Annotated in this window: 10 protein-coding genes; 8 read left to right on the top strand and 2 right to left on the bottom strand. The window is 73.9% G+C overall.

Annotated features, from left to right (window positions below; translation table 11 throughout):
• The first annotated feature begins 45 nt into the window (after positions 1 to 45).
• From J421_RS30260 to J421_RS32440, 4 genes are all read left to right on the top strand, one after another.
• Positions 46 to 525 (top strand): protein kinase domain-containing protein, encoded by a 480-nt coding sequence (locus J421_RS30260; protein ID WP_025414874.1) that lies wholly within the window; start codon positions 46 to 48, stop codon positions 523 to 525.
• Positions 510 to 2,606, top strand: a complete 2,097-nt coding sequence (locus J421_RS30255) for a serine/threonine-protein kinase (protein WP_025414873.1) — start codon at positions 510 to 512, stop codon at positions 2,604 to 2,606. The genes J421_RS30260 and J421_RS30255 overlap by 16 nt, the downstream gene beginning before the upstream one ends.
• On the top strand, positions 2,603 to 3,019 hold the full coding sequence (locus tag J421_RS33290) for a BlaI/MecI/CopY family transcriptional regulator (RefSeq protein WP_025414872.1): 417 nt from the start codon (positions 2,603 to 2,605) through the stop codon (positions 3,017 to 3,019). Before J421_RS30255 ends, J421_RS33290 begins: the two co-directional genes overlap by 4 nt.
• Positions 3,020 to 3,095: 76 nt before the next feature.
• Positions 3,096 to 3,326, top strand: coding sequence for an ArsR family transcriptional regulator (locus J421_RS32440; protein ID WP_025414871.1), 231 nt, complete (start codon positions 3,096 to 3,098; stop codon positions 3,324 to 3,326).
• Positions 3,327 to 3,659: 333 nt separating this feature from the next.
• On the opposite strand, the gene J421_RS30240 is transcribed toward J421_RS32440, so the two are convergent.
• On the bottom strand, positions 3,660 to 4,646 hold the full coding sequence (locus J421_RS30240; RefSeq protein WP_158508993.1) for a serine/threonine-protein kinase: 987 nt from the start codon (positions 4,644 to 4,646) through the stop codon (positions 3,660 to 3,662).
• 175 nt (positions 4,647 to 4,821) lie between these two features.
• Between J421_RS30240 and J421_RS30235 the strand changes: the two genes are divergently transcribed.
• The 3 genes from J421_RS30235 (at position 4,822) to J421_RS30225 (ending at position 8,383) form a co-directional block, all read left to right on the top strand.
• Positions 4,822 to 5,553, top strand: a complete 732-nt coding sequence (locus J421_RS30235) for an AfsR/SARP family transcriptional regulator (RefSeq protein WP_025414869.1) — start codon at positions 4,822 to 4,824, stop codon at positions 5,551 to 5,553.
• 136 nt (positions 5,554 to 5,689) lie between these two features.
• Positions 5,690 to 6,544, top strand: coding sequence for a VOC family protein (locus J421_RS30230; RefSeq protein WP_025414868.1), 855 nt, complete (start codon positions 5,690 to 5,692; stop codon positions 6,542 to 6,544).
• A 210-nt stretch (positions 6,545 to 6,754) separates the two neighbouring features.
• Positions 6,755 to 8,383 (top strand): N-acyl-D-amino-acid deacylase family protein, encoded by a 1,629-nt coding sequence (locus tag J421_RS30225; protein WP_025414867.1) that lies wholly within the window; start codon positions 6,755 to 6,757, stop codon positions 8,381 to 8,383.
• A gap of 52 nt (positions 8,384 to 8,435) precedes the next feature.
• On the opposite strand, the gene J421_RS30220 is transcribed toward J421_RS30225, so the two are convergent.
• Positions 8,436 to 8,882, bottom strand: coding sequence for a CBS domain-containing protein (locus tag J421_RS30220; protein WP_025414866.1), 447 nt, complete (start codon positions 8,880 to 8,882; stop codon positions 8,436 to 8,438).
• Positions 8,883 to 9,044: 162 nt separating this feature from the next.
• Here J421_RS30220 and J421_RS30215 point away from each other — a divergent pair, with 162 nt between their 5' ends.
• Positions 9,045 to 12,413 carry a S41 family peptidase gene (locus tag J421_RS30215; protein ID WP_104023512.1) on the top strand — a complete coding sequence of 1,123 codons (3,369 nt, stop codon included), beginning with the start codon at positions 9,045 to 9,047 and terminating at the stop codon, positions 12,411 to 12,413.
• Positions 12,414 to 12,441: the final 28 nt, after the last annotated feature.

Below are 12,441 nucleotides of genomic sequence, written 5' to 3'. Positions count from 1 at the left end.
CCGTCGCGCTGAAACCGAAGGCCTTCCGGTGGTGTCAGACTGGGCATGACCTGGGCGAGCGACTCCGGCGGCACGGGCCCGCGGGCGCGGCCGGCCGTCGGGACGCTCGACGTGCCGGCCGAGCGCGTGGTGGAGCGGTTGCGCCCCACGTACCAGGTGGAGCGCGAGCTGACGCCGGGCGGCATGTCGCGCGTCTTCCTCGCCCGCGACGTGGCGCTCGACCGCCTGGTCGTGGTGAAGGTGCTCCCCGGCCACCTAGCGACGCCGTCGGCGGTGGACCGCTTCCGGCGCGAGATCCTGCTCGTCGCCGGGCTGCACCACCCGAACGTCGTCGGCGTGATCGGCGCCGGAGACGTGGACGGCGTGCCGTACTACGTCATGCCGTTCATCGAGGGCGCGTCGCTCGCCGAGCGGCTCGCCGGCCGCGCGCGGCTGCCGGTGGCCGAGGCGACGGCGATCCTGCGCGACGTCGCGCGCGCGCGCTCGCCTACGCGCACGAGCGCGGCATCGTGCACCGCGACGTGAAGCCGCGCAACGTGCTGCTCGTGAGCGGCGCCGCGATGGTCGCCGACTTCGGCGTGGCGAAGGCGCTGCGGGACGCCGTGCACGGCGGCAGCGGTGAGCGGCCGTTAGGCGGCGCGCCCGACGCATCGGCACCGTCGCGCGACTCGCTCACCGGCACCGGGTTCTCGGTGGGCACGCCGCTGTACATGGCGCCCGAGCAGGCGGCGGGCGACCCCGCCGTCGACAGCCGCGCCGACGTCTACGCGCTCGGCGTCACGGCGTACGAGATGCTCACCGGCGCCGCGCCGTTCGCCGACCTCGCGCCGCACGCGCTGCTGCGGGCGAAGCTCACCGAGCTGCCGCCGCCGGTCGACGCGGTGCGTCCCGACGTGCCGGCGTCGCTCGCGGAGCTCGTGCAGGAGTGCCTCGCCCCGCAGCCCGCCGACCGCCCCGCGAACGCCGCGGCCGTCGTCGAGCGGCTCAGCGTCGCCGCGAGCGACACCGGCCGCCGGCGGGCGGCCGCGCTCCCACGCCGGATCTCGCCCGCGCGTCGCACCGCCGTCCTCGCGTCGTTAGGCGCGCTGGCGGTGGTCGCCGCGTTAGGCGCCGCGTGGCGTGCCCGCACTGCCGTATCCGCGTCCGCCGCACCCGCTGCCGGTTCACCCGCTGCCGGTTCACCCGCTTCCGCCGTACCCGCCTCCGTCGTTCTCGTGGTCCCGCTCGTTTCGTTGAGCGAGGACTCGTCCGACGCGCACCTCGCGCAGGGCGTCACCGCGCACCTCGCGGCGATGCTGAGCCGGCTGCCGTCGGTGCGCGTCGTGTCGCCGTCGCGCGTGCAGGGGCTCATGCGCGAGGGGATGAGCCCCGATGAGATCGCGCGCCGGCTCGGCGCCTCGCTGCTCGTCGAGGGGACGCTCGAGCGCGCGGCCCGACGCGTGCGCACCACGGCGCGCCTCGTCGACGCGAAGAGCGGCACCATGCAGTGGGCCGGCGCGTTCGAGCACGGCACCGAGGAGCTGTTCGCGCTCCAGGACGACGTCGTCGCCGGCGTGGCGAACGGCATCCGGCCCGGCGCCGCCGACGCGCTGCGGGCGCCTAACGCGGCCGCCGCCGTGCCGCCGGAGGCGTACGAGCTCGTGCTCCGCGGCCGCTATCTCGTGCGCACGCGCCGTCCGCGCGCGCTGCGCGAGGCGATCGGCGCGTTCGAGCGCGCGCTGAAGCTCGCGCCGTCGTACGCGCCCGCCGCGAGCGCCCTGGCCGACGCGTACGCGCTGCTCCCACTCTACGGCGCCGCGTCGGTCACCGATGCGCTCGCGCGCGCCGCGACCGCCGCCGAGCGCGCCGTGGCGCTCGACTCGGGGTCGGGGGAGGCGCACATCGCGCAGGCGCGCGTGCAGGACGCGCTCTGGCAGTGGGACGACGCCGAGCGCTCGTACCAGCGCGCGCTCGCCGGCATGCCGCGCGACGCGGGTGCGTGGCAGGCGTACGGCGAGCACCGGCTCGTGCGCGGCGATGCCGCCGGCGCGGTGGCCGCGCTCGAGCGCGCCGCGCGGCTCGACTCGTCGACCGCGATCACGCACGCGTCGCTCGCCGTGGCGCTCGCCGCCGCGGGGCAGCCCGCGCGCGCGCGCGCCGAGGCGTCGCTCGCGGTGCAGGGCGATCCCACGCTCGCGACGGGATGGATGCTCATGGGCGCCGTGCATCTGTTCGACGGCCGGCCGGCGGACGCGCTCGCCGCGCTCAGCGCGGGGCTCGCGCTCGAGCCGCGCTCCGCGCTCGGCCTCGGCCTCGCGGGCTACGCGGCGGCGCGCGCCGGCGACCTGGAGGAAGCGCGCAAGTACCGCGCACGCATCGACGGGTTAGGCACCCTGCCGGGCCGGCCGCTCGCGCTCGCGCACCTCGAGCTCGGCGTGCGCGACACCGCCGCGGCGCTCGATGCGTTGGAGCGCGCCGTGGAGCAACACGACCCGTTCCTCGCCACCGAGCCGCTCTGGTCGCCGCTGTTCGACGAGGTGCGTCCGAGCGCGCGCTTCCGCCGCGTGCTCGACGAGCTGGGGCTCGCGTCGCTCGCCCGCCCGCGCCGCGCGGCGACGACGCCGTGAGCGCGGCCCCGCCGCGACGCGGCGAGCTCGCCGAGCTCACCGACCTGCACCTGCTCATCCTCGGCGCGCTGTGGGCCGGGGGCGAGGCGACCATCGCCGACGTGCACGCCGCGGTGCGGCACCGCGCCGACGTCGCGCCGAAGACGATCGCCACCCTGCTCGGCCGGCTCGAGCAGCGCGGGTTCGTGACGCACCGGCTGAACGGACGCCAGGGCGTGTATCACGCGCTCGTCCGTCGGCGCGACGTGCTCGCCGCGCGCGTCGAGGGGATGCTCGCCTCGCTGTTCGCCGCCGAGGACGGCCGCTCCGGCGCCGTGCGCGCTCGCACCGACGTGCGTCCCGTCGACGCGACGCGGCTGCGCGAGCTGCTCCGCCGCGCCGAGCGCGGGCTCGACGAGAGCGACGGCGCGTGACGCGACTCGCCCGCGCGAATGCACGGCCGATCCCACCGCGCTGGCGCGCGCGCGTGCCGCGGACCACGGTGGGCCCATGCGTCCTCGAGGCAACGTGCTGCGTGACGCACGCCGTCGCGCGATTCTCGACATGCTCAGCGGTGGTCCCCGCACGCCGCGCGAGTTCGCGGAAGATCTCGGCGCGGCATGGCGCGCGATCGCGCCGCACGTGCGCATGCTCACGCAGCTCGGCCTCGTCCGACTGCGCCGCGGCCGCCGCGGGCCGTCGTACTACCTCGTCCGCGACGAGATCGATCGGGCGTCGTGAACGTGGAGCGCCGACGCTTCGTATCGAGCCGCAGAGGACGCAGAGGGTCGCAGAGAACATCGATGGAGCGAGGGGATAGACGAGTACCCTGGGGATCCACGTGCGATTGAAGAGATCTCGAGATCCTCTTCATCGCCGTTGGATCCCCAGAGTACTCGCCTGGCACCTCGAACCTGTCGAAGAGAACGTCAACTGCCATTGACCACGGAGGGCACAGAGGACACGGAGGAAACCCATTGACGTGGTTCTCCTCCGTGTCCTCCGTGCCCTCTGTGGTTCAATTCGAAGAGGCAGTCCTCTGCACCCCTCTGCGTCCTCTGCGGTTCAATGTGTTCACGCCCCGATCGTGAGCGCGAGGCCGAGCGACCGCAGCACGCGCCAGCCGCGCGTGTGCCACGGCTCGCCGCGCTCGGCGCGCCCGGCGTCGCGCGCGAGGGCGCGCTCGAGCGCGGCGGCGAACGCGGCGGCGCTGTCGTAGCGCGCGGTCGGCAGCGGCGCGAGCGCGCGCACGACCGCGGCGTCGACGTCGGCCGGGATGTCGCGCCGCCGATGGCGCGGATGCGGCGGCCGCTCGCGCAGCCGGCGGCAGAGCACGACGTCGGTACGGCCGCTGAACGGCGGCTCGCCGGTAAGCATCTCGTACAGCACGCAGCCTAACGCGTACACGTCCGCGCGGCCGTCCACGCCGCCGTCGCCGGCGGCCTGCTCGGGGCTCATGTACGTCGGCGTGCCGACGAGCGAGCCGGTCGCCGTGATGCGCTCCCCGCCGACGTCGCCGTCGAGCGTGCACGCGATGCCGAAGTCGATGAGCACCGGGCGCGCGCCGGCCAGCAGCACGTTCGCCGGCTTCACGTCGCGGTGCACCACCCCGTGCGCGTGCGCGTGGGCGAGCGCGCCGGCGAGCGCGTGCGCGATGCGGAGCGCGTCGCCCACGGCGAGCGGCCCGTGACGCGCGATCCGCTCGTGCAGCGACTCGGCGCCGACGTACGGCATCACGTAGTACGTCGAGCCGCCGGGACCCACGCGGCCGGCGTCGAGCACCTCGATGACGCCGGGGTGGCGCAGGCGCGCCGTGAGCGCGATCTCGCGATCGAACCGCGCGCGCTCGGCCGCGTCGGCGCCGGCGCCGAGGATCTTGAGCGCCACGCTGCGGTCGGCCGCGAGGTCGCGCGCGAGCAGCACGCGGCTCGCCCCGGCGCCGCCGAGCTCGCGCTCGACGCGGTAGCGGGTGCCTAACGCGCGCGGGTCGAGCGCCGAGTCCGTGTCGGGGCGTGCGTGACCGAGCGGGAGCGTGCGCTGGAGGTCGAGGCGGGTGGGCATGGGCGGGCCGGTTGCGGTCGCGGAATCGAGCGTCGACGTCACGGCGCCCAATGTTCGCGGCGGCGGTTCCGGCATCGTGGGCCCGGCGTTCGCGAACCGTTCCGCGAGCGTTCCGCGCGCGCCGCGCCGCCAGGTCGACTTTCCCCCCGCCCACGTCGGCCGTACCTTGGCCGCCATGATCGAGCTCCGGCTGCTCGGCCCGACCGACCTGCGCGGCGTCGCCGCGGAGGAGGCGGGCGCGCTGCTCGCGCAGTCGAAGTGCGTCGCGCTGCTCGCCTACCTCGCGCTCGCGTCGCCCGGCGCGCTGCATCGCCGCGACCGGCTCGTCGGGCTCCTGTGGCCCGAGCTCGACCAGGAGCACGCCCGCGCGGCGCTGCGCAAGGCGGTGTACGCGCTCCGGCGCGCGCTCGGTGCCGCGGCGCTCGCGGCGCGCGGCGACGAGGAGATCGGGCTCGCCCCCGATGCGGTGTGGTGCGACGCGGTGGAGTTCAGCGAGTGCGTCGAGAAGAGCTACTACTCGCGCGCGCTCGAGCTGTACCGGCGCGGCGAGCTGCTGCCGGGTTTCTTCGTGCAGGACGCCGGCGAGTTCGAGGATTGGCTCGAGCGCAGCCGCACCGAGCTGCGCGACCGCGCGGCGGCGTGCGCGTGGGGACTCGCGGCGCGCTTCGAGGACGGCGGCGACTACACCATCGCCACGCGCTACGCCCGCCACGCCGCCGCGCTCGCGCCGACCGACGAGCGCATGCTCCGCCGCGTCATGCAGCTCCTCGACCGGCTCGGCGACCGCGCCGGTGCGGTGCACGTGTACGACGACTTCGCGCGCCGCCTGAAGCGCGAGTACGACGCGGAGCCGTCGCCGGAGACGCAGGCGCTCAGCGCGCGCGTGCGCGGCGCGACCGCGCGTTAGGCGCCCCGACGCGCCGTCGGGACCTCCTGCTGCGTCTCGTCACAATGTGGTGACGGAGGCTGGCGCTCCATGCAGGTCACCGGCAGATTGCCGTCCCCTTTCGGTGTGTCTTCGGAATCCACCCCAGGAGCGCCCCATGACCAGCCCCGCCAGCGGCACCGACGCGCAGCCCTCTCCTCTCTCGGCGACGAACGACTCGCTCCTCGGCCGGTATCTCTGGTACGACCACATGACCACCGACGAGTCGGCTGCGCGTGCGTTCTACACGACGGTGGTGGGGTGGACGACGACGCCGTTCGAGATGGGCCCGGGGGCACCGGCCTACACCATGTGGACGAACGCCGCCGGCGCGCCGATCGGCGGCGTGATGCGGATGCCGGAGCAGGAGAGCGCGGCAGGCGTGCCGGCGCACTGGCTCTCGTACGTCGGCACCCCCGACGTCGACGCGACGGTCGCCGAGGCCGAGCGGCTCGGCGCGTCGACGCACGTGCCGCCGACGGACATCCCTACGGTCGGGCGCTTCGCCGTGCTCACCGATCCGCAGGGCGCCTACTTCGCGCTGTTCACGCCGTCGAACGCGCCGGGCCCCATGCCCGCCGAGCCGGGACTCGGTGACGTGTCGTGGCACGAGCTGTACACGACGGATCTCGACGCCGCGTTCGACTTCTACCGCCAGCTGCTCGGCTGGTCGGAGGCGAGCACCATGGACATGGGGCCGGAGCACGGCCGGTATCTCATGTACGGCCGCGGCGGACAGCACATGTACGGCGGCATGATGAAGCGCCCGACCGAGGAGATCCCGCCGATGTGGACGCTGTACTTCCGCGTCCCCGACGTCGACGCCGCGGTGGCGACGGTGAAGGAGCAGGGCGGCCAGGTGCTCACCGGCCCGATGGAGGTTCCCGGCGGCGACCGCGTGGCGATCTGCCGCGACCCGCAGGGCGGGGCGTTCGGCGTGCATCAGCGCGTGAGTCAGCCGAGCGCGAGCTGACGACGGAGCTCACGCGGAGGCGCGGAGAACGCGGAGAAGTGCCTCTTCGAATTGAACCGCCGAGGACGCAGAGGGCCGCAGAGGACCACCAAAACAGGAATTGGTTTCCTCTGTGGCCCTCCGCGTCCTCCGCGCCTCCGCGTGCGATGCCGTTCGCCGCAGCATCCCGGCCGGTCCGCGCGTTTCTCCAGCGGACCCCAGCCCCGACCGATGCGCCTCCTCTCGCTCGCCGCCGCGCTTCTCCTCGCCGCCCCGCTCGCGCACGCGCAGCAGCCGGACACGGCGCGCTACGACCTTCTGATCGCCGGCGGCACCGTGATCGACGGGACGGGCGCGCCGCGCTACCGCGCCGACGTGGCGATCCGCGGCGACCGGGTGGTGCGGGTGTCGCGCGCGGCGCTCGATCGGTCGCGCGCGCGGCGCGTGATCGACGCCACGGGGCGCGTCGTCGCGCCGGGGTTCATCGACCTGCACGCGCACCTCGAGCCGCTGCTCGCGATGCCAGGGGCGGAGAGCGCGGTTCGGCAAGGCGTCACCACCGCGTTGGGCGGGCCCGATGGCAGCTCGCCGCTGCCGCTCGCGCCGTACATGGACTCGGTCACCCGCGCCGGCGTGGCGATCAACGTCGCGTACCTCGTCGGCCACGGGTCGATCCGCCGCACGGTGCTCGGCATGGCCGACCGCGCGCCGAGCCCCGCGGAGCTCGCGCGCATGACGGCGATGGTGCGCGAGGCGATGCGCGACGGCGCGTTCGGGCTGTCGACGGGGCTCAAGTACCTGCCGGGCACGTTCGCGAAGACCGACGAGGTGATCGCGCTCGCGCGCGCCGCCGCGGACTCGGGCGGCATCTACACGTCGCACCTGCGCGAGGAGGGGCTCGGCCTGCTCGACGGCGTCGCGGAGGCGATCCGCATCGGGCGCGACGCGCACATTCCCATCGTGCTCACGCACCACAAGGTCGTCGGCAAGCCGATGTGGGGCGCGAGCGTGACGACGCTCGCCATGGTCGACTCGGCGCGGAGGGCGGGCGTCGACGTGATGATCGACCAGTACCCGTACACGGCGAGCCACACGGGGCTGAACGTGCTGATCCCGTCGTGGGCGCTCGCCGGCGGCGACTCGGCGTTCGTGCGGCGGTTGGGCAGCCCGGCGCTGCGCGACAGCATGCGGCGCGGCGTCGTGGAGAACATCATGAACGACCGCGGCGGCGGTGACATCGCGCGCGTGCAGTTCGCGCGCGTGACGTGGGACAAGTCGCTGGAAGGGAAGACGCTCGCCGACTGGGCGCGCCGCGAGGGGAAGGCGCCGACGCCGGAGAACGGCGCGACGCTCGTGCTCGAGGCGGAGCGGCGCGGCGGCGCGAACGCGATCTTCCACGTCATCGACGAGCGCGACGTGGAGCGCATCATGCGCCACCCGCAGACGATGATCGCCTCCGACGGCCGCCTGTCGCGCCCCGGCGACGGCCACCCGCACCCGCGCGCCTACGGCACGTTCCCCCGCGTGCTCGGCGTCTACGCGCGAGAGAAGCGGCTGCTCACGCTGGAAGAGGCGGTGCACAAGATGACCGGCATGCCCGCCGCGCGGCTCGGCCTCGCGGACCGCGGCCGGCTCGCCGAGGGCGCGGCGGCGGACGTCGTGGTGTTCGACCCGGCGACCGTGCGCGACCAGTCGACGTACGAGGCACCGCACCAGTACCCCGCGGGCATCCCGTACGTGATCGTGAACGGCGCCGTCGCGGTGGACGGCGGGGTGCCTAACGGAGCGCGGGCGGGCCGAGTGCTACGGCGCATCGGGACTCGGGACTCGGGACTCGGGACTCGGAACTCGGGTGCCTAACGAGTCCCGAGTCCCGAGTCCCGAGTCCCGAGTCCCGAGTCCCGAGTCCCGATCAACGCAGATCGAACACGTAGCGGTTCAGCTCCGCGATCGTCACCTCCTGCTCCGCCGCGCGCAGGGCGAGCACGTCGCCGACCGTCACCATGCCGACGAGCCGGTCGCCGTCGATGATCGGGAGATGGCGGAAGCGGCGCTCGGTCATCACGTTCGCGCACTCGTCCAGCGGCGTGGACGGCGAGCCCACCACCACGGGGTGCGTCATCACGAGATCCACCGTCGTGCTGGCGGGGTCGAGGTCGAGCGCGACGACGCGGCGCAGCAGATCGCGCTCGGTGAAGATCCCCGCCACCGTGCCGTCCTCGGCGAGCACCGGCAGGCCGCCGATCCCGTGCTCCGCCATGAGACGCACCGCCTCGCGTACCGTCGCCGCGCGATGCACGGTGATCATCGTGGGCCGCTCCTGCGTCTTCCGCGCGAGAATGCTCTGCACCGTGGTCATGACGCCTCGCTGTGGTCGGATGAGCCCACGCTACGGGCGACCGCGGCCCGCCGCCAGGGCGCCCGCCGGCGGACTCTTCCTGCGACGTGCGCCGCCACGCACAATGGGGCGGTCGGCGCCGGACGCGCACCGACCGCCGGTCACCCCCGTCCCCCTGGCCGCATGAGCGCCCATCGGATCCGCCCCCTCGCCGTCCTCCTGCTCGCGCTCGCGTCCGGCCGCGTCCAGGCGCAGGTCGACGCGCGCATGCTCCGCCAGCCCGCCGTGTCGGCGACGCAGATCGCGTTCGTGTACGGCGGGGACATCTGGGTCGTGCCGAAGATCGGCGGCGTCGCCGAGCGCCTAACGAGCGCGCGCGGGGAGGAGAGCTTCCCGAAGTTCTCGCCCGACGGCACGCGCCTCGCCTTCACCGGCGCGTACGACGGCAATCAGGACGTGTACGTCATCCCCGCGCGCGGCGGCGACGTCACGCGCGTGACGTACCACCCGGCGATCGACCGCGTGGCGGCGTGGTACCCGGACGGCAGCGCGCTGCTGATCGCGTCGTCCCGCACGAGCGAGACGAACCGCTACGACAAGCTGTTCCGCGTGAGCGCCGCGGGCGGCCTCCCGGTGCAGCTCCCCATGCCATACGGCGAGTTCGGCACGTTCTCGCCCGACGCGAAGCAGGTCGCGTATCTGCCCGAGGCGGTGGACGCGCGCACCTGGAAGCGCTACCGCGGCGGGTGGGCGCCGGACATCTGGATCTACGATCTGGAGAAGAACACGGCGCGCAACATCACGCACGACGACGCGAGCGACGCGCAGCCGATGTGGCACGGCAACACGATCTACTTCCTGTCCGACCGCGCGACGAACATGCGCGGCAACATCTGGGCGTACGACACGCAGAAGGACACGTTCCGTCAGCTCACGCACTTCACCGACTTCGACGTGAAGTACCCGTCGATCGGGCCGTCGGACATCGTGTTCCAGGCGGGGTCGCGGCTTTACCTGCTCGACCTGGCGTCGGAGCAGATGCACGAGGTCCAGGTGCGCGTCGTCACCGACCGCTCGACGCTGCGCCCGCAGCCGCGCGCGGTGGCCGGCGAGATCGCCGCCGCGGACATCTCGCCGACGGGCAAGCGGGCGCTGTTCCAGGCGCACGGCGACGTGTTCACCGTGCCGGCGGAGAACGGCCTCGTTCACGATCTCACCGGCACGTCGGGCGCCGCGGAGCGCACGCCGCAGTGGTCGCCCGACGGGAAGAGCGTCGCGTACTGGAGCGATCGCACCGGCGAGTACCAGCTGACGATCCGCGACGCGGACGGCACGGGCGCCGAGCGCACGGTGACGCACCTCGGGCCCGGCTTCCGCTACACGCCGTGGTGGTCGGGCGACGGCAAGCGCATCGCGTTCGTCGACGAGGCGCTGCGCATCCAGGTGGTGGACGTCGCGACGGGCAAGGTGACGCCGGTGGACCAGGCGCTGTACTGGTCGCACGGCGACCTGCAGGCGTTCCGCCCGAGCTGGTCGGCGGACGGCCGCTGGCTCGCGTACTCGCGCGATGTGCCGAACCAGCACGGCGCGATCTTCCTGTGGGACGCGACGACCGGCAAGACGCAGCAGGCGACGTCGGGCTACTTCGACGACACCCAGCCGGCGTTCGACCCCGAGGGCAAGTACCTGTACTTCCTCTCCGGCCGGTCGCTCGCGCCGTCGTACAGTGACCTCGACAACACGTGGATCTACGCGAACACGACGAACGTCGTCGCGGTGCCGTTGCGCGCCGACGTGCCGTCGCCGCTCGCGCCGCGCAACGACGAGGAGCCGGCCGCGGCGGACCGCACGGTGCCGGGCGCGCAGAAGGAGGACTCGACGAAGCGGCGCGCGCGCGAGACGCTCGCCGCGGCGCGCGACTCGACGCACCGCGCACCCACGCCGGTCGCGATCGACGTCGACGGGTTCGAACGGCGTGCCGTGGTGCTGCCGGCGGCCCCGGGGAACTACACGAGTCTGTCGGCGGTCGCCGGGCGCGTGCTGTACCGGCGCACGGCGCGCACCGGCACGGCACAGCCGGCGCCTAACGGCGGCCCGCCGAACGTGCCGACGCCGATCGTCGCGTTCGACCTGAATGATCGCGAGGAGAAGACGCTCGTCGAGAACGCGGCGGCCTTCGTCGTCTCCGCGGACGGCAAGAAGATGCTCGTGCGCGCGCCTAACGCGCCGGGCGCGGCGCAGGGCGGCGGCCCCGGCGCGGGACCGGACTACTACATCGTCGACACGAAGCCGGCGCAGAAGCTGGAGAAGAAGCTCGCGCTCGGCGGCATGTCGATGGTCGTGGATCCGGCGGCCGAGTGGCACCAGATCTTCGACGACGCGTGGCGCGTGGAGCGCGACTACTTCTACGACCCGGGGATGCACGGCGTCGACTGGAACGCCATGCGCGCGCGCTACCGGCCGCTCATCGACGACGCGGTGTCGCGCTCGGACGTGAACTTCGTGCTCGGTGAATTGATCGCGGAGATCAACTCGTCGCACACGTACGTGGGCGGCGGCGACGTGGAGACCGGCCCGCGGCGCGGCGTCGGACTGTTGGGCGCCGACTTCGCGCTGGAGAACGGCGCGTACCGCATCGCGCGCATCGTCGACGGCGGGCAGTGGGACAGCGAGGTGCGCTCGCCGCTGCTGGAGCCGGGGATCGGCGTGCGCGCGGGCGACTACCTGCTCGCCGTGAACGGGCGCCCCGTGGACACGACGAAGGAGCCGGCGGCGGCGCTGGACGGGCTCGCGAACACCGCGGTCGCGCTCACCGTGAACGCGCGGCCGACGATGGACGGCGCGCGCGTGGTGCTCGTGAAGACGTTAGGCGACGAGGGACGGCTGCGGAACCTGGCGTGGATCGAGTCGAACCGGAAGCGCGTCGACTCGGCGTCGCACGGGCGCATCGGCTACGTGTACGTGCCGAGCACCGGCATCGACGGGCAGACGGAGCTCGTGCGGCAGTACCGCGCGCAGGTGGACCGCGACGGGATGATCATCGACGAGCGGTTCAACAGCGGCGGCCAGATCCCGGACCGGTTCGTCGAGCTGCTCGACCGGCCGGTGACCAACTACTGGAAGCGCCGCAACGGGCCGAGCTGGCAGTGGCCCCCCGTCGGGAGCCCCGGGCCGAAGGCGATGCTCGTCAACGGCTGGAGCGGCTCGGGCGGCGACGCGTTCCCGTACTACTTCAAGCAGGCGGGGCTCGGCCCGCTGATCGGGATGCGGACGTGGGGTGGGCTGATCGGCATCAGCGGCACGCCCAGCTTCGTCGACGGCGGGAGCGTGACGGCGCCCGACTTCGCGATCTACAGCACGAAGCGCGAGTGGATCATCGAGAACCACGGCGTCGACCCGGACATCGCGGTGGTGGACGATCCGGCGCTGATGGCGCGGGGGCGCGATCCGCAGCTCGAGCGGGCGATCCAGGAGGTGATGACGCGGGTGCAGGCGATGCCGAAGCCGCCCGCCGCGCCGCCATACCCGAAGCGCACCGCGCCGGAGCCGTGACGAGGGTGGTCGGATGGCACGTGTGCCG

The organism is Gemmatirosa kalamazoonensis (assembly GCF_000522985.1).
Classification (GTDB): Bacteria; Gemmatimonadota; Gemmatimonadetes; order Gemmatimonadales; family Gemmatimonadaceae; genus Gemmatirosa; species Gemmatirosa kalamazoonensis.
Note: the sequence above shows the minus strand (reverse complement) of the source record. Positions and strands in the feature narration are given on the sequence as shown.